Consider the following 23,385-nt stretch of genomic DNA (forward strand, 5'->3'; position numbering starts at 1 on the left):
GTATCAGCCGGCATCCAGCCAGCCGGCGATTCGGCGCGCGATATCGGGCGCCGTCAGGCCCAGGTCCTGACGTACCTGGGCGATACTGCCGTGGTCCAGGAATTCCTGGGGAATACCGATATCCCGGGCCGGAACATCGAGTCCGGCCGCGCGCAGGCGAGCCGATACGGTCGAACCGATCCCACCGTGCAGACCGCTGTCCTCCAGGGTCACCACCAGGCGATAGTTCTCGGCGAGTTTGACGATGGTGTCCGATACCGGCAGCACCCAGCGTGGGTCGATCACCGTCGCGCTGATCTGCTCGGCCTCCAGCAGTTCCGCGGCCTGTAGCGCGGCGGGCACGAGCGAGCCGACCGCGATGACGAGCACATCACCGCGCTGGGCCCGCGCCGAAGGTCCCTCGCGGTCCGGCAGCCACAGCACATCCACCCCGTCGAGCCGTTCCACCGCCCGGATATCGGCGCCGACACTGTCCTTGGGGAACCGCAGAGCGGTGGGGCCGTCGTCGACTGCCAGGGCCTCGGACAGTTCCTCGGCCAGGGTGGCCGCGTCCCGGGGCGCGGCCACCCGCATTCCCGGCACGATCCCCAGCAGGGACAGATCCCACATGCCGTTGTGGCTGGCGCCGTCCGCGCCGGTGATCCCGGCCCGGTCCAGGACCAGGGTGACCGGTTGTTTCAACAGCGCCACATCCATCAGCAATTGGTCGAAAGCGCGGTTGAGGAAGGTCGAGTAGAGGGCCACCACCGGATGCAGACCACCCAGCGCGAGCCCCGACGCCGAGGCCAACGCGTGCTGTTCGGCGATCCCCACATCGAAGAGTCGATCCGGGAAACGCTCTCCGAACGCAGACAGTCCGGTGGGACCGGGCATGGCCGCGGTGATCGCGACGATATCCTCGCGCTGTTCGGCGTGGGCGATGAGTTCCGCGGAGAACACCGAAGTCCAGCTGGCCGCGCCGCCTTTGCTCACGGCTTCGCCGGTACGCGGATCGATCGGCCCGCAGGCATGCATCTGATCGGCCACATGGTTCTCGGCCGGTTCGTACCCGTGCCCCTTCTGGGTGACAGCGTGCACCACCACCGGACCGCCGAACTCTTTGGCATGGCGCAGCGCCGATTCCAGTGCGGCGATATCGTGGCCGTCCACCGGTCCCACATATTTGATCCCGAGATCGCCGAACAGCTCCTGCGGGCTCACCGCGTCCTTGATCCCCGCTTTGACCGCGTGCACCATGGAATACGCGGAATCACCCACGCCCGGAATACTTTTCAGGAAGCGGCGGCCCGTGTCGAGCATATGCTCGTACACCGGCTGGGTGCGCAGCGCGGTCAGTCGCTCGGCCAGGCCGCCGATGGTCGGCGCATAGGAGCGGCCGTTGTCGTTGACCACGATCACCACCGGCCGGTCCGGCGCCCCGGCGATATTGTTCAGCGCTTCCCAGCACATACCACCGGTGAGGGCCCCGTCGCCGACCACCGCGACGACATGGCGGTCCTGCCCGGTGAGCGCAAAAGCCTTGGCCAGCCCGTCGGCATAGGACAACGAGGCCGAGGCATGCGAGGACTCGACCCAGTCGTGTTCGCTCTCCGCGCGGCTCGGATAGCCCGATAATCCGTCCTTGCGGCGCAGGGTGTCGAAGCCGTCCTTGCGCCCGGTCACGATCTTGTGCACATAGGCCTGATGGCCGGTGTCGAAGATCAACGGGTCGGCGGGCGAATCGAAGACCCGGTGCAGTGCGAGCGTGAGTTCCACCACCCCGAGGTTCGGGCCCAGATGTCCGCCGGTGACGGCGACCTTGTGCACCAGGAACTCACGGATCTCCGCCGCCAGTTCCCGCAGTTGCGGTACCGACAGCCGACGCACGTCTTCGGGCGTATCGACCCGGGAAAGCACTCCCACCTGATTCGCTCCCTCCGGATAGCGCAGTTGATCCGACCAGTCTAGGAGCCGCGGCCGAGTGCTCACCCGACGACGAGGGCTGCGCACCGCCGCACCGGGCCGGATCCGCGGTCCGGCGTATCCATCCAGCCTAAGGTGAACGAGGTATGCCGCGCGAACCGCATGCACTTGCGGCCGCAGCGCGCCACACGACCGCCCCGACCGGATACGAGGAGGCCGGATGAACCATCCGCAGACCGGGACCGTCACGGTGTTCGGGCAGGGCACAGTGCATGCGGTGCCGGATCTGATCGTCGTCGGCATCGGAGTGGAATGCCGGGCCAGTACCGTGGGCCTCGCCTACGAACAGGCAGGCTGGCGACTGACCGCGATCACCACCGCACTACGCGACGACACGGTTCCGGACACCGATATCGCCACCGGAATGCTGTCGGTGCGTTCGGATACGGCATGGCAGGACGGTGTATCCAGGATCACGGGATATATCGCCACCAGCGGTCTGCGCATCACCCTGCCCCAGCCCGGATCCGGTGCGGCCGGCACCGCTGCCGCCCCCGCGAACGTTATCGCGCACGCTGTGGCCGCCGGCGGCGACGACGCCCGGCTCGGCGGCCTGCAGCACACCTTCGCCGACCCCACCCGGCTCCTGACACGTGCCCGGGATGCGGCCTGGGAGGACGCACTGGAACGGGCCCGCCAATATGCGCGGCGAGCTGCACGCGACCTCGGTCCGGTGCTCGAAATCACCGAGGACACGGCCGCCCCGGCACCCCGCGCGGCGCCGGAGTCCGGTGCTGTGCGCATGGTAGCGGCGACGAGCCAGTCCACGGTCCCGGTCGAATCCGGCGAACAGGAGCTCTCCGCGGTACTACGGGTTACCTGGCAGCTGGCCTGACACGGGTTTATCTCTCGGCCGACGCGGGACCGCCGTCCGGATACCAGAACGAAAACTCCCGGTACGCCGCCGCGGTCACGTTCCCGAGGCTGTCGGTGCGCGGCATATTCCGGTGGTCTGCGATGGCCGCCGGAAGATCTGCGGCACCGGCCGATCCCTTCGGCCACACACCGATGGTCGGCAGCGCCGTCTCGACGCCACCGGCGATCAGGTCACCGCCCGCAGACCGGTGACTCGATCGCGAGCGTTCCACAGTCCAGTGTGAGCAGGCGATACTTCGGGGTGATGCCACGGACAACCGCGCCGGTAGCCGACTGATGGGTATTCGCTCAGCGTTGGCGAAGTGTGCGGCTTGCTTCATCGGTCGTCATTCCCCGCCCGCGCGGCGAAGCAGCCGGTGCGCCGCCGACTCGTCGCCGCGAGCCTTCAGCGTTCCAGGAGCGCGAGGCATTCCACGTGGTGGGTCCCGGGGAAAGCATCGAAGGCGCGCAGCGCACCGAGGCGGTAGCCGGCGTCCAGGTACAGCCGGAGATCGCGCGCGAACGACGCGGGGTCGCAACCGATGTGCACGATGCGGGCCGGTGCGGCCGCCGCCACCGCGGAGATTACCGGTTTACCGGCCCCGGTCCGCGGCGGGTCGAGCACCACCACCTGCGGTCGCGGTCCGGAGTGGCTCGCGACCCACCGCTCGACGCGGCCGGCCTGCAGAGTCAGCCACGGCAGGTCGCCGAGCGCGGCTCGGCCGTCGGCGACCGCACCCGGTGCGGATTCGAGCGCATGCACCGACCCCGCGGACCCGGTCTGTGCCGCCAGCCGAGCCGCGAAAACCCCCACGCCGCTGTACAGATCCCAGGCGCTCTCCCCGGCCTCCGTATTCGCCCATTCGGCGACGAGATCCGAATAGCATTCGGCGGCGCCCCGATGGGCCTGCCAGAAACCGGCTGCCGAAACTTCCCAGCGGCGTCCCGCCACATACTGGACCGCTCGCCCGGTCCCCTCGACGACCCATTCGTCGCGCGCGGTATGCGCGGCGGCGCGGCGGGCCACGGCACGACGCCGCTGCCCGTTCTGCGCATCGAGCGGGTCGGCCACGCCGGATGCGCCCCGTTCAGGTTCCGGACGTGCGCCGCGCGGCCGGGCACCACGGCCACGCCGCCCGCCCCCCGGACCGGCACCGCGGTGCTGCCCCGGCTCCGGTGCCGGGGCGAGCTCGACGATATGCCGGTGCCCTTCGTCGTCGACCGCGATCACCAGGTCCGCGCCCGGCGTCCAGCGTCGCTCGGCGATCCCGTCGAGCGTGCCGGGCACCGGCTGCGGGCACCGCAGGTCCGGCATCACTTCGGTACTGCGATACCGGTGCACTCCAGCCCGTCCGGCGGCATCCACGACGAGCCGGACCCGAGTGCGCCAGCCGCCGGCCGAATCGGGCGGGCCCGGGATCGGTTCGACCTCCGGTTCCCGCTCGATACCGGTGATCCGGCGCAACTGTTCGGCGACGACGGCGGATTTCAACGCACGCTGAGCCGACGGGGCAGCATGAGCGAAATCACAGCAACCCGCACCGCCCGGACCCGATACCGGGCAGGTACGCGGCACGCGATCCGGTGCGGGCTCCAGGATCTGCACGGCATCGGCCCGGCAGAACGATCCGCCCCGGTCCTCGGTGACCCGCGCGGAAACCAGTTCGCCCGGCAGCCCGTGCCGGACGAAGACCACCCGGCCTTCGTGCCGGGCCACACAGAATCCGCCGTGTCCGGGTGGGCCGAGCCGTACCTCGAGGACGCGCTCTCGCCAGGAAGTCATCGATCGTTTTCTCCCGGTCCGCCGTTGTTGTCCATCCGGGCGCCGACACAGCAGCCCGAGCATCCTTCCCCCACAGGGATCGGTGCGGTCCCGGCGCCGGCCACACCCGGGGCGGCACGCCGTGGGTGCCGATGCGTCACAGTGTGAGCCCCCAGAGCGTGCACGACCGAACCCTGCCGATCGCGCCGGTCGGACTCCCCGTCACGGCGATTCACCCGATCCGGACCGCACGCGGCGCGATCACCCGCGAAACAACGGGACGCGGCTTCGGCCGCACCCGGGCGAGCGCCGCCGGAACTCTTCCACTGCGCCCGGCCCCGGCCGCGGAGCGCCCGATCGGCATGCATTTCCGGCCGGCGGCCGTATCGGCACCCGCGAACGCCCCCCGGCCGACACTGCGCGTACAGGGCCGCGGACTCAGCCATTGTCGCCGTACCCGCGTCTTACCGAGCCCGGTGCCGCATGCTCGCCCGCGGTACGTGCCCGGGCCGAGGAGCTGAGCTGCCACGGCACGCTGGTCACCATAACTCCGGGCTCGAACAGCAGGCGGCCCTTCAGGCGCAGCGCGCTCTGGTTGTGCAGCACCTGTTCCCACCAGTGCCCCACAACATATTCGGGGATGAACACCGTCACCACATCGCGGGGGGCGTCCTTGCGTACCCGTTTCACGTAGTCCAGGACGGGTTTGGTGATCTCGCGGTAGGGCGATTCCACGACCTTCAACGGTACCGAGATATCGCTGTTCTCCCAGTCCCGGACGAGCGCGCGGGTGTCTTCCTCGTCGACGTTCACCGTGATCGCCTCGAGGGTGTCCGGGCGGCCGGCGCGCGCGTAGGCCAGGGCGCGCCGGGTCGGCAGATGCAGCCGGGACACCAGCACGATGGAATGAGTGCGGCTGGGCAGGACCCCGTCCCATTCGTGTTCCTCGAGTTCGCGGGCCACCGAATCGTAGTGGTGGTGGATCATCTTCATCACCACGAAGATCACCGCCATCGTCACGATCGCAATCCAGGCCCCGGCGAAGAACTTCGTGACCAACACCACCACCAGTACCGCACCGGTGGCCACCAGTCCGAGCGCGTTGATCGCGCGCGACCGCAGCATCCGCGACCGTTCGGCCGGATCGGTTTCCCGGCGCAGCAGCCTGGTCCAATGGCGCAGCATGCCCGTCTGGCTGAGGGTGAAGGAAACGAAAACGCCGATGATGTAGAGCTGGATGAGTTTGGTGACTTCCGCGTCGAACGCCACCACGAACCCGATCGCCCCCACGGCCAGGAACAGGATGCCGTTGCTGAATGCCAGGCGGTCGCCGCGGGTGTGCAGCTGCCGGGGCAGGAAGCGGGCCTGGGCCAGCACCGAGCCGAGCACCGGGAATCCGTTGTAGGCGGTGTTGGCGGCCAGCACCAGGATCACCGCCGTCACCACCGCCACGAAGTAGAAGCCGGGCGGGAACGTGTCGAATACCGCGTGCGCGATCTGGGTGACCAGCGTCTTCTGCTGATAGTCCGCGGGGGCGCCGACCAGGTTCGCCGGATCTTCGGCGAAGACCACATGTGCCTGCCGCGCGAGCACGATGATGCCCAGCAGCAGGACGATGGAGATACCGCCGAGCATCAGCAGGGTGGTCGCGGCATTGCGCGATTTCGGTTTGCGAAACGCCGGGACTCCGTTGCTGATCGCCTCGACACCGGTCAGTGCCGCGCACCCGGACGAGAAGGCGCGGGCGAGCAGGAACACCAGCGCCACCCCGGCCAGATGTTCTTCCTCGGCCCGCAGTTCGAACGAGGCCGATTCGGCACGCACATCCTCGCCGAGGACGAAGATGCGGACCAGGCCCCAGCCGAGCATCGCGAACATTCCGATCAGGAACGCGTAGGACAGCAGTGCGAACGTCCGCCCGGATTCGCGCACGCCGCGCAGGTTCATCGCAGTGAGCAGGGCGATGGCGGCGACCGCGAACAGCACCTTGTGTGTCGCGACGAACGGTATGGCCGACCCGATGGTGGAAGCCGCCGACGATATCGAGACCGCCACCGTCAGCACATAGTCCACCAGCAGCGCACTGCCCACCGTCAACCCGGCGGTGGGACCGAGGTTGGTGGTGACCACCTCGAAATCACCGCCACCGGACGGGTAGGCGTGCACGTTCTGGCGGTAGCTGGTGACCACGATGATCATCACGATCGCGACGGCGAGCCCGAGCCACGGGGCGTAGGTGTAACCGGCGAGCCCGGATACCGACAGGACGAGGAAGATCTCCTCGGGCGCATACGCGACCGAGGACATGGCATCCGAGGCGAACACCGGCAGCGCGATACGTTTCGGCAGCAGCGTGTGGCCCAGGGCGTCACTACGGAAAGGCCGCCCCAGCACCAGGCGTTTGGTGGCGGTCGTCAACTTCGACACTGGACGCAGCATAAGCCCCCGCGCAGCACGACGCTGCCAGGCATTACCGGATTACCGGTTTGCCCGGGTTCGCCAGGGGGAATCTGGCAGAGGGCGCGAACCGGCGGGTACGGTTCGTGGCGCGGCAACCGCGTGGTTACGCGGGGACACTCGCCGCGCGGCCGTGTCGCACTATCGAGCACGGTTGTCGGCAGTACGGAGTCAGGAGCGGGATTCACGGTGTACGTGGTGATCATGGGATGCGGCCGGGTGGGGGCGTCACTGGCCCGCGCTCTGGTCCGGATAGGGCATGAGGTCGCCGTGATCGACCGCAACCCGGATGCCTTCCGGCGGCTGGGCAATGATTTCCCGGGTGAACGCGTCACCGGCATCGGCTTCGACCGCGATGTGCTGCGCCGGGCGGGTATCGAACGGGCCGGCGCGTTCGCGGCGGTTTCCTCCGGCGACAACTCCAACATCATCTCCGCCCGGGTGGCGCGCGAGATGTTCGGTATCGAACGGGTGGTGGCGCGTATCTACGACGCCAAACGGGCCGCCGTCTACGAGCGGCTCGGTATCCCGACCATCGCGACCGTGCCCTGGACCACCGATCGGTTCCTGCACAACCTGCTGGGCGATGCGGGCACCACCACCTGGCGCGACCCCACCGGCACCGTCGCCGTCGCCCAGCTGATCCTGCACGAGGACTGGTACGGGCGCACTGTGCGCGATCTGGAGAGCGCCACCGGCGCCCGGGTCGCGTTCATCATCCGTTTCGGGCAGGGCATCCTGCCCGACAGCAAAACCGTCGTCCAGGCCGACGACACCGTGTACGTGGCCGCGACCTCCGGTTCTGCCGGTGAGGCAGTCGCGCTGGCCGCGAAACCCCCTGCGAACAAGGACTGATCATGAAGGTGGCGATTGCCGGAGCCGGGGCCGTCGGCCGCTCCATCGCGCGCGAACTGCTGCGATCGGGGCACTCTGTCATGCTGCTCGAGCGCCAGCTCGACCATATCGACCGTGATTCGGTCCCGGAGGCCGTCTGGGTGCATGCCGACGCATGCGAACTTCAACTGCTCGAGGATGCGGGCCTGCAGGACTACGAGGTCGTCATCGCCGCCACCGGCGACGACAAGGCAAATCTGGTCCACAGCCTGCTGGCCAAAACCGAGTTCGGGGTACGCCGGGTGGTGGCTCGGGTCAACGATCCGCGCAACGAATGGCTCTTCGACGATGCGTGGGGAGTCGATGTCGCCGTATCGACCCCGCGGTTGCTGGCCTCGCTGGTCGAGGAGGCGGTCACGGTGGGTGATCTGGTCCGGTTGATGACTCTGCGGCAGGGGCAGGCAAACCTCGTCGAACTCACGCTGCCGCCCGATACGACCTTGGCCGGCAAGCCGGTCGGCAGCTTACGCCTTCCGCGCGATTCCGCCCTGGTCACCATTTTGCGGGGCGGGCGGGTGATCGTGCCGCAGCCCGACGATCCCTTCGAAGGCGACGACGAACTGCTGTTCGTGGCCTCCGCCGAGGCGGAGGAGGAACTGCGCTCGGTACTGGCACCGATCGGCACCGCCGAATCCACGGCCACCGCAGCGGGCCTCACCCCCTCGCAGGACGCCGAATACTGACCATCCGCCGGTATGGGCGAGCGCGGTCGGAGCCGGTAGCGCAGCGTCACTCCGCGCAGCCCTCGCTCGTTCCCCGATACACACAGCACTCGGCCGGGCCGCTCCGGCGGGCGTCAAGCGGCAACGGGCCACTCGGCCCGGGCCCGCAGTTTGTTCAGGGCCCGATACTGCATGACCCGGACGACCCCGGCGCTGGTGCCCAGTTCTGCCGCGGTTTCGGCCGCGCTCAAGCCGAGTACGATCCGCATCACCAGCACTTTCCGGTGCACCGGATTCAGCTGCTGGATGAGCTCGCGGGCCACCGCGCCCCGTTCGGCCGCCAGCGCCCGCTCCTCCGGACCCGCCGCCGGCGAAGCGAGTTCGGGAATATCCGCCACAGGGTAGGCCGGGTGGGCCTGTGCCCCGCGAAAGGCATCCGACACCTTGTTCGCCGCGATTCCGTAGACGAAGGCAAGGAACGATTTTCCCTGATCGCGGTAACGGGGGATCGCGGCCACGACGGCCATGAGGACTTCCTGGGTCACATCGTCGGCGGTCACATGCAGATGGGCCGGGTTTCCCAGCCGGGTTCGGCAGTAGCGCTGTATCAGCGGCTGCACAAGCCGCAGGATTTCGGCTACCGCACGGCGGTCACCGCCGGCCGCGGGTTCGACCAGGAGCTCGAGTTCGGCGGAAACCAGCCGGCTCTGGGCCCGCACCGGATGCTCACGCCCCCGCTCCGGACGTGTGATCGTGTGCTGCTCGGTAAGCATTCGCCAGTCCTCTCGGCAGATCGTGTTCTGTAACGATCGTCCGATGAACGGCGCTGTCGGGATAGACACCAAAGGGTGGGTCATCCGCCACCCTGGCGGCCCGGCGCGTGCCGCGGAGTTCGGTTCAGGCGGCGTGTCGCGCCGAGGAGACCGGCAGATGGCCGGCCCGGCGAACCGCCCAGACGGTCACCACGAGGGCGAGCGCGGTGAGCGGCCAGCCCATCGCGATCCGGGCGGCGGCGAGCCAGCCCGTGCTGTCGGCCGCGTACAGATGGTGCTGCACCAGGTAGCGAGCACCGAAAACGAGCACCCAGGCGGCGGTCGCCAGATCGTAGAGCCGGACCACGCGGGGATCGGTGCGCCAGTCCCCGCCGTGGCCGTTGAGTACGCCCCACACCACGCCGACGAGTGGCCTGCGGACCAGTATCGAGAGCAGGAAGGCGGCGCCGTAGACGAGGCTGGTGTAGATGCCGAACAGGAAGAAGCCCTTGGCCTCCCCCACGCGCCAGGCGATCAATGCGCAGATTCCGACACCCAGGAATCCGGAGACGGCCGGTTGGATCGGTTCACGGCGCACCAGCCGCCAGACCAGTACGGCGCCGGCCACTCCCAGCGCGGCCCAGATCGCCACGGTGAGCCCGAGCAACGCGTTCACCGGAACGAAGACCAGCACCGGCAGGGTGGAGTAGATCAGGCCCGCGAAACCGCCCAGCTGTTCCAGCAACGTCTGCTGCGCGGGCTCGGCGCGTTCCTCATCCGGTAGGTCCGCGGACGCTTCCGGCGCGGGGACGGTCCGCGGTAGCGGCGTGGTGGCGTACTCGTCGCTCGATGCCATGCGTCAGCTGTTTCCGCGCAATTCGTAGTAGGGGTTGTAGATCACCTTGCGGCCCTCGCGTTCACCGATACGGCCGCGCACCATGATGCGCCGGCCCGATTCGATACCGGGAATCCGGCGTCGCCCGATCCACACCAGTGTGATGGCATCGGTACCGTCGAAGAATTCCGCCTGCATATTCGCCCCCGCGGCCTGCGGACACGAATCGACACTGCGCAACCTGCCCAGCATCGTCGCCTCCTCACCGCGCCGGCACTCCGAGACTCGGCAGGCGCCCGAAGCGTCCGCCGACTCCGCCAGCTCCTCGGCGTCGAGCTGATCGAGATCCTCGGTCAACCTGCGGCCGAGCCTGCGAAAATATCCGGTTGCGGACCTGGCGCCCGCTTTTCTTCCTGCCGAGGAAGACATCGCTTGCTCTCCTGTGCGCGGACGGCGTGGGTCGCACGTCATCCGAGATTCTCTGCTACGGCCCGGCTGTGGCCGTACCCGCCACTGTAGATGGGTACCGGCGGCACCGCTACGCTCGGTCCGGTGTTCGATTCCCCACGTCCGGCAGTCGTGGTCGCGCTACCCGGCACCGGCTCCGACGCGCATTTCGCCCGCCGCGCCTTCGAACCCGCCTGTACCGCACGCGGGCTCGAGCTGATATCGGTCGACCCGGAACCGGGCGCGGTGATCGCCGGCTATCTCGCCGCCCTCGATGATGCCGCCGCCCGTGGTCCGGTGCTGGCCGCGGGTATCTCTCTCGGGGCCGCGGTAGCTGTCGAATGGGCCGCCCGGCGCGCGGCCGGCGATGTGGCGGGTGTCATCGCCGCGCTGCCGGCCTGGACCGGACCGGATACCGCGCACTGCCCGGCCACCCTCAGTGCGTCGGTGACCGCCGCGCAACTGCGCGCGGAAGGACTGGAACCGGTCGTCACCCGGATGCGGGCGAGCAGCCCGCGCTGGCTGGCCGACGCACTCACCCGCTCCTGGCGCTCGCAGTGGCCCGGGCTGCCGGACGCACTGGAGGAAGCCGCACAGTACAAATGGCCGGAGGCGAGCCTGCTCGACACGTTGGCTGTCCCGCTGGCGGTGATCGCCGCCGCGGACGATCCGGTGCATCCAGTGGCTGTCGGCCGGGAGTGGGCGCGCCGCGCGCCGCGCTCGGTGATTACCGAGATCACCCTCGACGAGCTCGGTGCCGATCCCGCGGTAGTGGGCCGTCTCGGCCTGCGGTACGCCCGCTGACCCTTCGCGGTCGGGTGTCCCGCGGCCGCGAAGGGAAAAGGCGTCAGCCCCGGCCGAGCTGCTGCATCGCCGATCCTTCGGCTCCGCGCCGTGGCTGCTGCGGCTGCTGCGGGGGCAGCACCGACCCGGTCTGCGCCGGTCGCGGGGTGTTCTGCTGCGCGGCAGCCGCTTGCTGCGCCTGCTGCTGTAGTTGCTGCTGCTGATGCGCCGCGGTGAGCTGCTCGGCGAGCTGTTGCGGGAGAACCACCGGCAGCGGTTCCCGCACCGGGAGCGCGTCGGTGCCGCGGCGGATGATCGTTTCGCTGAGCACCGCCCGGGCCGCCGCCACCAGCGGGCTGCCTACCGCGGTGGATCCCGACGGACCCGCCGCCACCAGACGGATCATCCATCGATAACCGTCCACACCGATGAACCGGAGATCGGCGCCCTCGGTGACGGCGACCAGTTCGCGGCCCCACGGGCCTTTCTCCACCGAGACCCGGGCGCCGTCCTTGCGTAGTGATTCCGCGAGGTCGGCCGCTACCGTGCGCCACTGCCCCTTGGATTTCGGTGCGGCGTAGGCCGCGACCGTGATCCGCCCGTGTTCCGTGGCCAGATGCACCGCCTGCGGGGTGCCCTGCGGGGTCATCTCGACTTGTAGCTGCCCACCCGGCGGTACCGGCAGGATCACCGATCCGAGATCGAGCCGGGTATCGGTGAATTCCGCCAGCACCTCGGCGACATCGTCGTAGTCGTAGGGACCCCGCCGTTGCGGTTCGGTGTCCGGATCGTCGATCGCCGCGTCGTAGGCGTCGCTGTAGGCGGCCCCGCCGTACCCGTCGTCGTAGCTGTCGTCGGAGTCGCCGGGATACTGCTCGTCGTCGGCTCGGTGATAACCACCGGTGTCGTACTCGTCGTAGTCGTCCTGGTACTCACCGGTGCGGTATTCGCCGGTGTCGTAGCGTTCGTCCTCGGATCTGCGTCCGCCCGATTTCCGTCGTCCGAACATGTCAGACCTCCTCGCCGTGGGCGCCGTCCGCACCGCTCGGCATCAAACTCGCGTGTCCCCCGCTGGACCCGTACCCGCCCGCGCCGCGCGCGGAATCGTCGAGCCGGTCCACGGCCACGAAATCGACCAGTTCCACGCGCTGCACCAGCAACTGCGCGATCCGGTCGCCGCGGCGCAATTCGATCGGCGTCCGGGGATCGTGGTTGATCAGGCACACCTTGATCTCACCCCGGTACCCGGCGTCGATGGTTCCGGGCGTGTTCACCACGGACAGCCCCGCCTTGGCGGCCAGACCCGACCGGGGATGGATGAGGCCGACCGTACCCACCGGCAGCGCGATCGCGATACCGGTACCGACCAGCACCCGCTCTCCCGGCTCCAGGACGACATCCTCGGCGGTGCACAGGTCCACGCCCGCATCGCCGTCGTGGGCGCGACTGGGCATGGGGATCCCCGGATCCAGCCGGAGCAGTGGTATCGGTGAGAGTGCGTTCACGTCCGACCAGCCTACGCGCAGACCCGGCGGGCATGTCGCTTAGTGTTGAGTCGTGTCCGACCAGCCTCGACTCACCGAATCCGCGCGCCCGGCACGGCCGGCGCCGCCCGTCCACCGCGAGCGCCTCTGGGTGCCGCTGTGGTGGTGGCCGGTAGGTTTCGCACTCGCCGCCCTGCTCGCCGCGGAGATCCATATGGGAGCGCCCGGTCTGCGGGCCTGGCTGCCGTATGTACTGCTGTTCCCGATCCCGGTCTGGGTCCTGCTCTGGTTCAGCCGGCATCGGGTCGAGGTCACTGCCGACAGCAGCGGAACGCCGGAACTGCGAGTCGACCGAGCCCATCTACCGGTCTCCTTCGTATCCCGCGCGACCGTGGTGCCCCGCAGCGCCAAAACCGCGGCCCTGGGCCGTCAGCTCGACCCGGCCGCCTACGTCCAGCATCGCCCGTGGATCGGCACCATGGTGCTGCTGGTGCTCGACGATCCGGATGACCCGACGCCGTACTGGCTGGTCAGTACGCGCCGGCCCGAAGAGGTGCTGGCCGCGCTCGGGATCCCGAGCGCGGAATGACCTCGCGCCGCCGTCAGGCCGCGCAATCCATGCAGATCATCTGACCGCCCGCCTCACTGGCCAGGCGGCTGCGGTGATGGACCAGGAAACAGCTCGAACAGGTGAACTCGTCGGCCTGTTTCGGGACCACCCGGACCGTCAGCACTTCCTCGGACAGGTCCGCGCCGGGGAGCTCGAACGACTCCGCGGTATCGGATTCGTCGACATCCACGACGGCGGACTGGGCTTCGTTGCGACGCGCCTTCAGCTCCTCGAGCGAATCCTCCGAAACATCGTCGGTTTCGGTGCGCCTCGGTGCGTCATAGTCGGTTGCCATGTCGTCTTCCCCTCGTCCTTACTCCGTATATCCGGATCGGCGCACGCCGTCGGTTTCGACCGCGGCAGCCGCCCGCCGGTGGTGCACTTCACATGCGTACCGGTCTCCTATCAGGGTGAATCTGTGGACACACCGCTGATAGCGTCCGGACAACGCGTGAGTTGCCCTGCTTGTTCCCGCGACCGAACGCCGATTTACTCACCGATGTTTCGGTCTGGGCGGGCAGACAATAGCGGACCGTGCGGAATTTGTCGCAATCGAAACTCACTCGTGTCGGAACCGCCGGGCAATCGATACGCCGGTCACGGCGCGGTAAGGACCGCCGGCCCGGCGCGCCCGCCGGCGACCGGGTAATGCACGGGCCCCGGATTCGGGTACGTACAGTATCGACGTGGTTTCACTGATCACCGAAGGCAGTTCGACGGATGCCAAAGGCCGTCCCTACCCGCGCCGGAGGATGCGCCCCTGGCTCATTCTGGTCGTTGTGCTCACGCTGAGCTGCGCAGCCCTGTGGACCAGTGCGCTGACCACCAAGGACGACGACTACACGCCGATGGCCTGTAATGCCCCCAGCCCGGCAACCGACCCCAAGGCCGCGCCGCAGCCGCTGCCCGGGCAGCGGCTGAGCGCCGATTCGCTCGCGGATGTGGACCCCGCGCCCATGGCGGAGACGAGGGTGCGCGTCCTCAATGCGAACGGCCAGCGCGGGCAGGCCGCGCATGTAGCCGCGCAACTCGGCGACCTGGGGTTCGGCAGTGTGCCCGGCGACCCTTATGGTAACGATCCGATATATGCCAACGGCGATCTCGAATGCACCGGGCAGATCCGGTTCGGTGAGAGCGGGCGCTCGGTCGCGGCCGCCGTCCAGCTCGCCGTGCCGTGCGCTGAACTCATCGCGGACAAGCGCACCGACAACAGCGTCGATCTCGTCCTGGGTTCGGTGTTCGGCGGCGATCTGCAGCCCAACAACGACGCCGAAGAGGTGCTGCGGTCACTGAAGAATCCGGTGAGCGGCGAAAGCCCGGAAATCGACCCGGATATGCTCGAGGCGGCCCGGACCGCGCGCTGCTGAGCGCGCTCAGGTTTCCGGAATCGGCGCCGACACCTGCAGCCGGTCCAGCAAGGCGAACAGTTCCTCGCTGATACCGGGCGCCGCGGCCACCACCAGTGCACCCGCGGAACCTCCGGTCGCCAGCGGAGGCAGGCGCAGCACCGCTCCGGCCTCCGCCGCGATCAGCCCGCCGGCCGCCCAATCCCACGGGTTCAGCCCGTGCTCGTAGTGGGCATCGACCCGGCCTTCGGCCACCATGCACAGATCCAGCGCGGCCGCGCCGATCCGGCGGATATCGCGGACATGGGGTAGCAGTTCGGCGACACAGGCGGCCTGCCGGGTCCGCCGCGCGACGCCGTAGCCGAAGCCGGTGGCGACCAACGCCAACTGGGCCGAGCGCACCGGATTACAGCGCAACGCGGTCGCGTTCCCGTCCGGGCCGATCCGGTCGGCGCCGAGGCCCGATGCGGCGGCGTACACCGTCGCGGCGGCGATATCGGCGACCGCCCCGGCCACCGGACGGCCACCGCGTACGGCGGCCACCGAGACCGCGTAGGCGGGTATGCCGTAAAGGAAGTTGACCGTGCCGTCGATCGGATCGACCACCCAGACCACCTCGTCGTCGCCCGCCGCGGACAGATCGCCGCCGCCTTCCTCACCGAGTATGTGGTCGCCGGGGCGCAACCGGGCCAGTTCGTCGCGGATCAGCTGTTCGGTTTCGGTATCGACGACGGTCACCGGGTCGGTCGGGGTGCTCTTGGTGCGGACCGCAGAATCCGGCATACCGGCCGGCCCGAAGACCTCGGGCCGGCGAGCCCGGACATGGGCGGCGGCGATACCGGCGAGATGGGTCGCGATCCGGCGCAGCAGCGCGGCGTCGGCAGGAGCGGGTTCGGTGGCAGCGGTCAGAGACCAAATCGATTCCGGCACGCCTACCATCGCAGCACAGATCCTGCGGTCCGGGCATCCGGGCGCGCACATTACTCTTGTCGTGCACACCACACCGGCCCGAGTCGGCCCGGGGGCAAGCGAGCACGGGACCGAGTGGCGGACCAGCGCCGTTCGAGCTCTCGCGCGGTCCCCCGGCGCCGGACGACAGCAGCCAGCACAGGGAACGAGGGAAACCCGCATGTCCGCTCGACGGCACGCGTTCGGGATCGATATCGGCGGCAGCGGCGTCAAGGGCGCCGCGGTCGACCTCGAAACCGGGGAACTCCGGCACGAACGCATCAAGATCGCCACCCCGCAACCGTCCACCCCGGACGCGGTCGCCACCGCCGTCGCGCAGTTGGTCGCGCAGGCGGATTGGGACGGTCCGGTCGGGCTCACGCTGCCGTGCGTCGTTCTCGGCGGCATCGCCCACACCGCCGCCAATGTCGACAAATCCTGGATCGGTACCGATGCCCGCACGCTGTTCTCCGACGCCCTCGGCGGCCGCGAGGTGACGGTCCTCAACGATGCCGATGCGGCGGGACTGGCGGAGGACCGTTTCGGTGCCGCCCGCGATATCGACGGCCTCGTGATGCTGCTGACCTTCGGCACCGGAATCGGGTCGGCGTTGCTCAACAACGGCGCGTTGGTCCCGAACACCGAACTCGGCCACCTCGAGATCGGCGGTATGGAAACCGAGCACCGCGCCGCGGCTTCGGTGAAGGAGCGAGAAGACCTGAGCTACCCCGAATGGGCGACCCGGGTCAGCACCGTGCTGCGCGGGCTGGAAGATCTGTTCTGGCCGACGGTTTTCGTCGCCGGCGGCGGGATCAGCCGCGATGCCGACCAGTGGATCCCGCTGCTCACCAACCGCACCCGGGTGGTCCCCGCCGATCTGCGCAATACAGCGGGTATCGTAGGCGCGGCCATGGCTGTCGAGGCCGGAATCACCCCCTGAAGATGTCCGCCGCCCAGGCAGGGGCACACTGGTCGATCGTTACAATGGAAGGACCCCGGCGGTGAGCCGGACACCCGACCGGCGTTTTAGCCGGTAAACCCGACAGACCGCTCCGCCGGAATACTACTCTGGCGTGACGCCGCACGAGACCGTCACGAAAGGGCGTACGTGGTAGCCACGAATACCCGTCAGACAGCCGAATCGGCCGACGCCGAGGCCACGGAAGTTCCCGCGGCACGCCCGGCGCGCAAGGCCGTGGCCAAGAAGGCTCCGGCCAAGAAGGCCGCCGCCAAGAAGGCCCCCGCGAAGAAGACCGCTGCAAAGAAAGGCGCGGCAAAGAAAGCCCCTGCGAAGAAGGCCGGTAGCGCGGGCGCTCCGGGCCCGGGCGGGGAACAGCCGGACGACGATTCGCTGGATGTGGCCGACCTGGGAGACCTCGAGGTCTCCGAGGACGATCTCACCGACGAGGGCGACGATCTGGTGGCCGAGGTCGCCGAGGAGGAACCCGAGGCCGAGACCGCCGAGCCCACCGCGGCCGATAAGGCCTCCGGTGATTTCGTCTGGGACGAGGAAGAATCCGAGGCGCTGCGCCAGGCCCGCAAGGATGCCGAACTCACCGCATCCGCGGATTCGGTCCGCGCCTATCTCAAGCAGATCGGTAAGGTCGCGCTGCTCAATGCCGAGGAGGAGGTCGAACTCGCCAAGCGGATCGAGGCCGGTCTCTACGCGGCCGAGAAGATGCGTGAGTTCACCGAGGCCGGGGAGAAGCCGCCGGTCGCGATCCGCCGCGATTACAACTGGATCATCCGCGACGGCAACCGCGCCAAGAATCACCTGCTCGAGGCGAACCTCCGCCTGGTGGTATCGCTGGCCAAGCGCTACACCGGCCGCGGAATGGCGTTCCTGGACCTGATCCAGGAGGGCAACCTGGGCCTGATCCGCGCGGTGGAGAAGTTCGACTACACCAAGGGCTACAAGTTCTCCACGTATGCCACCTGGTGGATCCGGCAGGCCATCACCCGCGCCATGGCCGATCAGGCCCGCACCATCCGTATCCCGGTGCATATGGTCGAGGTCATCAACAAGCTGGGCCGTATTCAGCGCGAGCTGCTCCAGGACCTGGGTCGCGAACCCACCCCGGAGGAACTGGCCAAGGAAATGGATATCACCCCGGAGAAGGTGCTGGAGATCCAGCAGTACGCCCGGGAACCCATCTCGCTGGATCAGACCATCGGCGACGAAGGCGACAGCCAGCTCGGTGATTTCATCGAAGACTCCGAGGCCGTGGTCGCGGTGGACGCGGTGAGCTTCACTCTGCTGCAGGATCAGCTGCAGTCGGTGCTGGAAACCCTGTCCGAACGTGAGGCGGGTGTGGTGCGGCTGCGCTTCGGCCTCACCGACGGCCAGCCGCGGACGCTCGACGAGATCGGCCAGGTTTACGGGGTCACCCGGGAACGTATCCGGCAGATCGAATCCAAGACCATGAGCAAGTTGCGGCATCCCAGCCGTTCGCAGGTCCTGCGCGATTACCTCGACTGAGATACACCGGGCAGCTGCTCCCCGCCACGGCCCCTGAACACGTCGGAACCGCCGGTTCCCGCGATGCTCAGGGGCCGTGGCGTATCGGTGCCCGGATCATCCGCCGTCTTCGACGGCCGTCGCGGGCCCCGGGAGTGCCGGTTCCCGGGACATATCCTTCAGCTCGACACCCGAGCGACCGAGCCGGTGCGCGCCCGCGACCAGGCCCGCCGTCACCTGAGCGGCTCGCCGGTAATCCAGTCCTGCCGGCGGATGGATATTGGATACGCAGTTACGGTCGGCGTCGGTGACGCCCGGACGTGGCCGGTGGGTGAGATAGATACCGAGACTGTCCGCGGCCGATAGGCCGGGACGCTCCCCGATCAGGACCAGCACGGTCGATACCCCCAGTGCGGCACCGATATGGTCGCCGAGCGCGACCCGGGCCTGGGTGGCGACCACGGGCGCGGCGATCGTACAGCGCGGCCGCAGCAGGGCCACGAGTTCCCCGAGCAGCGGCGGGCCGTGTTCGGTGAGCGCTCGCGCGGAAAGACCATCGGCGAGCACCACGCCGACGGACGGTCCGGCCCCGGACGGGACCGGATCGAGCGGGATCGGTCCCGTGGCCGGTAGCCGGCCGAGATCGGGACGGCGCAGGTATTCGGCCCGGTCCCGCGCCCGGCTCCGGATATGGACCGGTTCGCCGAGTCCGAGGGCCGCGACCCGCACCGAGAAGGCGGCCACATCCAGCGCGGTATGGACCGCGTCCCGGGCGTGGGCATGCGCCGCGGCGAATTCGAGCACCCGCCGGGTCGGCAATGCGTCACCGGCCCGGCCCAGTCCGATCCGCGCCTGGGTCAGCGCACGTAATCCGGTCCAGAACGTTCGGCCGGAATCGTCAGCCAGATCCCCGCTACCGATCCCCATGATCACCACACCCTTTGTCCGCCGGAATCCATCATCCCTCCGAACCGTCTTCCCACGCTGTGTTGTACAGATACCGACAGCGTCATCCCGGCACCAGCAGCCCTGCCCCGGCACCAGCAGCGTCATCCCGACATCAGCAGCGTCATCCCGACATCAGCAGCGCTGTCCCGACACCAGCAGCCTCGTCCCGACACCAGCAGCCTCGTCCCGACACCAGCCGCCTCGTCCCGACACCAGCCGCCTCGTCCCGGCACCAGCAGCGCTGTCCCGGCACCAGCAGCCTCGTCACAGCATCAGTTGTGTCGTACCCGCCCCGGCGGGGAACATGGCGCACGGGCGGGCATACCGGTACCGCTGCGGGAACCGGCCGGCACCGTAGCGGTACCGTGTTCAGTTCCGGCTGCAGCGCCTACAACAGGGCTCGCAACGGCGAGGCGGACGGCGGTATCGCCCGCACCCGGCCGGTATCGTCCAGCATCCCCAGCCGGTCCAGCCAGGCCGCGAATTCGGGGGCGGGCCGCAGACCGAGCAGCCGGCGAGCGTAGAGCGCATCGTGGAAACTCAGGCTCTGATAGCCGAGCATCACATCGTCGGCACCGGGCACCGCGATGACGAAGGCACACCCCGCGGCCCCCAGCAACGTGAGCAGGGTGTCCATATCGTCCTGGTCGGCTTCGGCGTGGTTGGTGTAGCAGACGTCCACCCCCATCGGCAGGCCCAGCAGTTTGCCGCAGAAATGATCCTCGAGTCCTGCACGGATGATCTGTTTGCCGTCGTAGAGGTACTCCGGCCCGATGAACCCGACCACGGTGTTCACCAGTAGCGGCCGCAGCTCCCGCGCCACCGCGTAGGCCCGCGCTTCCAGCGTCTGCTGGTCCACCGGTTTCCCGCCCGTACCCAGATGCGCGCCCGCCGACAACGCCGAGCCCTGACCGGTTTCGAAATACATCACATTGTCGCCGACGGTACCGCGGCGCAGGGACCGCCCGGCGTCCTCGGCCTCCCGTAGCAGCGCCAGATCCACTCCGAACGCCGCGTTCGCGGCCTGCGTCCCGGCCACCGACTGGAACACCAGGTCCACCGGCGCACCCGCGGCGATCAGATCGATGGTGGTGGTGACATGGGCCAGAACGCAGGATTGAGCCGGGATATCGAACCGGGTGCGGATATCGTCGAGCAGGGCCAGCAGATCGGCCGCGGCCCGCGGGGAATCGGTGGCGGGATTGATCCCGATCACGGCGTCGCCGCAGCCCAGCAGCAGCCCATCCAGCACGGCCGCCGCGATACCGCGCGGATCGTCGGTCGGATGATTCGGCTGCAAACGAGTAGCGAGCGTAGCGGGTAGCCCGATGGTGGTCCGGAATCCCGACTGCACCCGGGCCGCCCGCGCCACCGCGATGAGGTCCTGATTCCGCATGATCTTGGCGACCGCCGCGACCATCTCCGGCGTGAGACCGGGCGCCAGATCGCGCAGCGTCCCGGCCGGGTCCGGGAAACCTTCGCCGGCCGCGACACTCAGCAGGCGATCGCGCAGCTCCCCCACGGTGCAGGAGGCGATGGGCGCGAACGCGAACCGGTCGTGGGTATCCACGATCAGCCTGGTCACCTCATCGGCCTCGTAGGGCACCACGGGCTGTTCCAGGAAATCGGTCAACGGTAGATCGGCCAGCACCCACTGTGCCGCGGCCCGCTCGGCATCCGTGGCCGCGGCACATCCGGCCAGCTCGTCACCGCTGCGACGCGCAGTGGCCTTGGCCAGTACCTCCACCAAACCGTCGAATCGATAACCCGTACCGCCCAACTGCTGGTTGTAGACAGTCATCCGCGGTCCCGTCCGTCCGGGCCGATGCGATCGGCCCGGTACGGCCGCGAACGCATACGGCCGAAGTACGCCGTGACCGTGAACGATACCGGCAGTTCCGGCAGCGCACCGGCTGTGCGGGTTCGGCGCCGGACCGCGGCCGACGGACTCGGTAGCCGGTGTGCGACCCCCGGCATGGCCGGTTGAAGTCGACCACCCGGCCCGGACATCGCGACCGACTGCCGAACGCGCGGTTCGGATGGCCTCCTCCGGCGCGCAAGGAGTCGCCGGAGGAGGCCATCCGGCACGCACGAGTGGCCGGCCTCGAGGGATGGCTCGGCCGCGCGCGCAGATCGGTCGGGACAGGCGAGTTTCCTCGACCGCCGCGGCGGTCGGCCACGTGCCGCGCGATGCGGGGGCGTGTTCGGTACGACGGCGGATCGTTATTTCGATGGACTCCCCGCGGGCAGCCGTGTGCTGAGATTGAGGGATGCAACGGTGGTCGGCGTTATCGGCGACAGGCAAGGACGTCGTCATCGCGGTCGTATGGTTCGCGGTCGGTTCCCTGCTGTATCTGGCCGGCTTCCACATGTTGTTCATCTCGTCCGACGGCCCGTCCACACCGCTGGCGCCGCGCTTCGCGCTCCTGGCGATGGTGTGCGCCGTGCTGCTGGTGCGGCGGCGGGCGCCGATCACCGCCATGGTGGTGGGTCTGGTGCCGCTGGCCTTCGATCTGATGCTCGGGCCGACGCTGCCGGTGTGGCTGGTCTACTCCGATCTGATCTATGCGGCGGTTGTCTACGGCACCCGTCGCCAGATGCAGGGGGCGGTGGTGGCGTGGCTGACGCTGTCGGCGACCGCCGCGGGCGTGGTACTGGCAATGACCGAGAACTGGCGCTTGATGGTGCTGGCGCTGATCATCGCGGCGGCTTTCGTCGGCACCTCGCTGTGGTGGGGTCTGACGGTCCGCGCGCATATGGAGACCGCAGCGGCCGAACGAGCCCGGCGGCGGGCATTGACCCAGGTGGCGGAACTGGACCGCCGGGCGGCGGTGGCCGACGAACGCAAAGCCATGGCCCGCGATTTACACGATGTGATCGCCGGCCATCTGTCGGCGATCGCCCTGCAATCCGAAGCGGCGTTGGCGGGATTGAACGGGAACAGCACGGACTCGCGGCTGACCGGCATTCTGACTGCCATCCGTTCCAACAGCGTCGAGGGCCTACAGGAGATGCGGACCATGATCGGCCTGCTGCGCCGTGACGACGATGCGGCCGAAACCACCGCGCCGGGCCGGCTGGCCCAATTGACCGGCCTGGTCGCGGTGGCCCGGCAGGCAGGCATGCGAGTGCGGGTGCGCCAGGACACCGACGGGTATCCGGTGGCAGGCGCAGTCGATCAGGCGGCGTACCGGATCATCCAGGAGGCTGTCACCAACGCGATGAAACACGCACCCGGGCAGGAGGTCGATATCGAAGTGCACGCCGAGACCGAGACACTCGTTCTGACTGTGCGTAATCCCCTCCCCGCCCGAGACGCGGCGCCGCACGTTCCCGCTGATACCGCAGAGCCGCGCGGCCTGACGAATATGCGCGAACGGACCGCGGCGCTGGGCGGCACCTTCCGGTCCGGCCCGGAATCCGGGTACTGGCGGGTGCAGGCACGACTGCCGCTCGCCGCGGCCCCGCAGCCTGTGGGGGAACCGCTGTGACGATCCGGGTGCTCATCGCCGACGATCACGCCGCGATCCGGGCCGGACTACGCATGATCCTGGACACGGCCGGCGATATCGAAGTAGTGGGCGAGGCGGCCGACGGTGCGGTGGCCCTCACTCAGGCCCGCGCACTGCGGCCCGATGTGGTGCTGATGGATGTACGGATGCCCGGTGTGGACGGGATCACCGCGACCGCCCGGATCACCGGCGACGACCTGGCTCGGGTCCTGGTGCTGACCACCTTCGATCTCGACGAATACGTGTTCCGCAGCCTCCGTGCGGGGGCGGGCGGTTTCGTCCTGAAATCCGCGTCGGGGCCGGCATTGATCGATGCGGTCCGGGCCGTCGCCGCCGGGGACGGTGTGCTCGCCCCGGAGGTGACCCGCACGGTGATCCGGGCCTTCGCGAACGGGAGTTCCGCCTCGCGGCCGCAACCTCCGGCCGGTCTGGCCGAGCTGACCGGCCGGGAACGCGAGGTCCTGGACTGCCTGGGCGCGGGGCTGTCCAACGCACAGATCGCCGCCCGGCTGTTCATCGGCGAGACAACGGTGAAAACCCATGTGTCCCGCGTGCTGACCAAGCTGGGCTTCCGGTCCCGGGTGCAGGCCGCGATACTGGCCCGGGAACTGGCTTCGGAGCCGGAGAACGATTCGCAAGCCTGGCTGTGACACGGTGCGGCCGAGGGTGT

The 23,385-nt window shown here is 68.9% G+C and carries 22 protein-coding genes; 10 read left to right on the forward strand and 12 right to left on the reverse strand.

From position 1 onward, the window contains the following. Positions 1-3: 3 nt before the first annotated feature. Positions 4-1,902 carry a 1-deoxy-D-xylulose-5-phosphate synthase gene (gene dxs / locus IU448_RS06775; RefSeq protein WP_195054561.1) on the reverse strand — a complete coding sequence of 633 codons (1,899 nt, stop codon included), beginning with the start codon at positions 1,900-1,902 and terminating at the stop codon, positions 4-6. A 220-nt stretch (positions 1,903-2,122) separates the two neighbouring features. Between dxs and IU448_RS06780 the strand changes: the two genes are divergently transcribed. Continuing rightward, positions 2,123-2,797 carry an SIMPL domain-containing protein gene (locus tag IU448_RS06780; RefSeq protein ID WP_195054562.1) on the forward strand — a complete coding sequence of 225 codons (675 nt, stop codon included), beginning with the start codon at positions 2,123-2,125 and terminating at the stop codon, positions 2,795-2,797. A 426-nt stretch (positions 2,798-3,223) separates the two neighbouring features. On the opposite strand, the gene IU448_RS06785 is transcribed toward IU448_RS06780, so the two are convergent. Both IU448_RS06785 and IU448_RS06790 read right to left on the reverse strand, forming a co-directional pair. After that, positions 3,224-4,600 (reverse strand): class I SAM-dependent RNA methyltransferase, encoded by a 1,377-nt coding sequence (locus tag IU448_RS06785; RefSeq protein WP_195054563.1) that lies wholly within the window; start codon positions 4,598-4,600, stop codon positions 3,224-3,226. Positions 4,601-5,017: 417 nt separating this feature from the next. Further along, positions 5,018-7,006, reverse strand: a complete 1,989-nt coding sequence (locus tag IU448_RS06790; protein WP_195054564.1) for an APC family permease — start codon at positions 7,004-7,006, stop codon at positions 5,018-5,020. Between the two features lie 219 nt (positions 7,007-7,225). Between IU448_RS06790 and IU448_RS06795 the strand changes: the two genes are divergently transcribed. Both IU448_RS06795 and IU448_RS06800 read left to right on the forward strand, forming a co-directional pair. Continuing rightward, positions 7,226-7,891: a potassium channel family protein gene (locus IU448_RS06795; protein WP_195054565.1), complete on the forward strand. Its 666-nt coding sequence runs from the start codon at positions 7,226-7,228 to the stop codon at positions 7,889-7,891. Positions 7,892-7,893: 2 nt separating this feature from the next. Then, entirely contained in the window at positions 7,894-8,613 is a 720-nt protein-coding gene (locus IU448_RS06800; RefSeq protein ID WP_195054566.1) for a potassium channel family protein, read from the forward strand. A 113-nt stretch (positions 8,614-8,726) separates the two neighbouring features. On the opposite strand, the gene shbA is transcribed toward IU448_RS06800, so the two are convergent. The 3 genes from shbA to IU448_RS06815 all read right to left on the reverse strand — a co-directional run bounded on the left by shbA (position 8,727) and on the right by IU448_RS06815 (position 10,608). Beyond that, positions 8,727-9,365: an RNA polymerase sigma factor ShbA gene (shbA, locus tag IU448_RS06805; RefSeq protein WP_195054567.1), complete on the reverse strand. Its 639-nt coding sequence runs from the start codon at positions 9,363-9,365 to the stop codon at positions 8,727-8,729. Between the two features lie 124 nt (positions 9,366-9,489). Further along, positions 9,490-10,200, reverse strand: coding sequence for a DUF3159 domain-containing protein (locus IU448_RS06810; RefSeq protein ID WP_195054568.1), 711 nt, complete (start codon positions 10,198-10,200; stop codon positions 9,490-9,492). A gap of 3 nt (positions 10,201-10,203) precedes the next feature. Further along, entirely contained in the window at positions 10,204-10,608 is a 405-nt protein-coding gene (locus IU448_RS06815; RefSeq protein WP_195054569.1) for an OB-fold nucleic acid binding domain-containing protein, read from the reverse strand. A gap of 123 nt (positions 10,609-10,731) precedes the next feature. Here IU448_RS06815 and IU448_RS06820 point away from each other — a divergent pair, with 123 nt between their 5' ends. Next, positions 10,732-11,430 (forward strand): alpha/beta hydrolase, encoded by a 699-nt coding sequence (locus IU448_RS06820; protein ID WP_324188520.1) that lies wholly within the window; start codon positions 10,732-10,734, stop codon positions 11,428-11,430. A 43-nt stretch (positions 11,431-11,473) separates the two neighbouring features. On the opposite strand, the gene IU448_RS06825 is transcribed toward IU448_RS06820, so the two are convergent. Together IU448_RS06825 and dut are read right to left on the reverse strand one after the other, a co-directional pair. Further along, positions 11,474-12,418 (reverse strand): DUF3710 domain-containing protein, encoded by a 945-nt coding sequence (locus IU448_RS06825; protein ID WP_195054571.1) that lies wholly within the window; start codon positions 12,416-12,418, stop codon positions 11,474-11,476. Position 12,419: 1 nt separating this feature from the next. Next, entirely contained in the window at positions 12,420-12,914 is a 495-nt protein-coding gene (dut, locus tag IU448_RS06830) for a dUTP diphosphatase (protein WP_195054572.1), read from the reverse strand. 52 nt (positions 12,915-12,966) lie between these two features. Here dut and IU448_RS06835 point away from each other — a divergent pair, with 52 nt between their 5' ends. Continuing rightward, positions 12,967-13,482, forward strand: a complete 516-nt coding sequence (locus IU448_RS06835) for a DUF3093 domain-containing protein (protein ID WP_195054573.1) — start codon at positions 12,967-12,969, stop codon at positions 13,480-13,482. A gap of 13 nt (positions 13,483-13,495) precedes the next feature. On the opposite strand, the gene IU448_RS06840 is transcribed toward IU448_RS06835, so the two are convergent. Beyond that, entirely contained in the window at positions 13,496-13,798 is a 303-nt protein-coding gene (locus IU448_RS06840; RefSeq protein ID WP_195054574.1) for a DUF4193 domain-containing protein, read from the reverse strand. 391 nt (positions 13,799-14,189) lie between these two features. On the opposite strand from IU448_RS06840, the gene cei reads away from it, so the two are divergent. Then, a complete protein-coding gene (cei, locus tag IU448_RS06845; protein WP_195054575.1) occupies positions 14,190-14,870 on the forward strand; it encodes an envelope integrity protein Cei in 681 nt (226 codons plus the stop codon). 6 nt (positions 14,871-14,876) lie between these two features. On the opposite strand, the gene IU448_RS06850 is transcribed toward cei, so the two are convergent. After that, on the reverse strand, positions 14,877-15,788 hold the full coding sequence (locus IU448_RS06850) for an inositol monophosphatase family protein (RefSeq protein ID WP_195054576.1): 912 nt from the start codon (positions 15,786-15,788) through the stop codon (positions 14,877-14,879). Positions 15,789-15,978: 190 nt separating this feature from the next. On the opposite strand from IU448_RS06850, the gene ppgK reads away from it, so the two are divergent. Beyond that, entirely contained in the window at positions 15,979-16,737 is a 759-nt protein-coding gene (gene ppgK, locus IU448_RS06855) for a polyphosphate--glucose phosphotransferase (RefSeq protein WP_195054577.1), read from the forward strand. A gap of 168 nt (positions 16,738-16,905) precedes the next feature. After that, the gene (locus IU448_RS06860) at positions 16,906-18,276 is read left to right on the forward strand and encodes an RNA polymerase sigma factor (protein ID WP_195054578.1); all 1,371 of its coding nucleotides are present in this window, start codon (positions 16,906-16,908) and stop codon (positions 18,274-18,276) included. A gap of 96 nt (positions 18,277-18,372) precedes the next feature. On the opposite strand, the gene eutC is transcribed toward IU448_RS06860, so the two are convergent. Further along, the gene (gene eutC / locus IU448_RS06865; RefSeq protein WP_195054579.1) at positions 18,373-19,182 is read right to left on the reverse strand and encodes an ethanolamine ammonia-lyase subunit EutC; all 810 of its coding nucleotides are present in this window, start codon (positions 19,180-19,182) and stop codon (positions 18,373-18,375) included. Between the two features lie 409 nt (positions 19,183-19,591). Further along, positions 19,592-21,004, reverse strand: a complete 1,413-nt coding sequence (locus tag IU448_RS06870; RefSeq protein WP_195054580.1) for an ethanolamine ammonia-lyase subunit EutB — start codon at positions 21,002-21,004, stop codon at positions 19,592-19,594. Between the two features lie 469 nt (positions 21,005-21,473). On the opposite strand from IU448_RS06870, the gene IU448_RS06875 reads away from it, so the two are divergent. Next, a complete protein-coding gene (locus IU448_RS06875; protein ID WP_195054581.1) occupies positions 21,474-22,694 on the forward strand; it encodes a sensor histidine kinase in 1,221 nt (406 codons plus the stop codon). Next, entirely contained in the window at positions 22,691-23,365 is a 675-nt protein-coding gene (locus IU448_RS06880) for a response regulator (protein WP_195054582.1), read from the forward strand. The genes IU448_RS06875 and IU448_RS06880 overlap by 4 nt, the downstream gene beginning before the upstream one ends. The last annotated feature ends 20 nt before the right edge of the window (positions 23,366-23,385 follow it).

Origin of the sequence: Nocardia flavorosea, assembly GCF_015477805.1 — a bacterium.
GTDB classification, from domain to species: Bacteria; Actinomycetota; Actinomycetes; order Mycobacteriales; family Mycobacteriaceae; genus Nocardia; species Nocardia flavorosea_A.

Coding starts and splice junctions, on each gene's coding strand:
- IU448_RS06780 (WP_195054562.1), top strand. CDS start 2,123: ATGAACCATCCGCAGACCGGGACCGTCACGGTGTTCGGGCAGGGCACA.
- IU448_RS06785 (WP_195054563.1), bottom strand. CDS start 4,600: ATGACTTCCTGGCGAGAGCGCGTCCTCGAGGTACGGCTCGGCCCACCC.
- IU448_RS06800 (WP_195054566.1), top strand. CDS start 7,894: ATGAAGGTGGCGATTGCCGGAGCCGGGGCCGTCGGCCGCTCCATCGCG.
- shbA (WP_195054567.1), bottom strand. CDS start 9,365: ATGCTTACCGAGCAGCACACGATCACACGTCCGGAGCGGGGGCGTGAG.
- IU448_RS06810 (WP_195054568.1), bottom strand. CDS start 10,200: ATGGCATCGAGCGACGAGTACGCCACCACGCCGCTACCGCGGACCGTC.
- IU448_RS06815 (WP_195054569.1), bottom strand. CDS start 10,608: ATGTCTTCCTCGGCAGGAAGAAAAGCGGGCGCCAGGTCCGCAACCGGA.
- IU448_RS06825 (WP_195054571.1), bottom strand. CDS start 12,418: ATGTTCGGACGACGGAAATCGGGCGGACGCAGATCCGAGGACGAACGC.
- IU448_RS06840 (WP_195054574.1), bottom strand. CDS start 13,798: ATGGCAACCGACTATGACGCACCGAGGCGCACCGAAACCGACGATGTT.
- IU448_RS06850 (WP_195054576.1), bottom strand. CDS start 15,788: ATGGTAGGCGTGCCGGAATCGATTTGGTCTCTGACCGCTGCCACCGAA.
- ppgK (WP_195054577.1), top strand. CDS start 15,979: ATGTCCGCTCGACGGCACGCGTTCGGGATCGATATCGGCGGCAGCGGC.
- eutC (WP_195054579.1), bottom strand. CDS start 19,182: ATGGGGATCGGTAGCGGGGATCTGGCTGACGATTCCGGCCGAACGTTC.
- IU448_RS06870 (WP_195054580.1), bottom strand. CDS start 21,004: ATGACTGTCTACAACCAGCAGTTGGGCGGTACGGGTTATCGATTCGAC.
- IU448_RS06875 (WP_195054581.1), top strand. CDS start 21,474: ATGCAACGGTGGTCGGCGTTATCGGCGACAGGCAAGGACGTCGTCATC.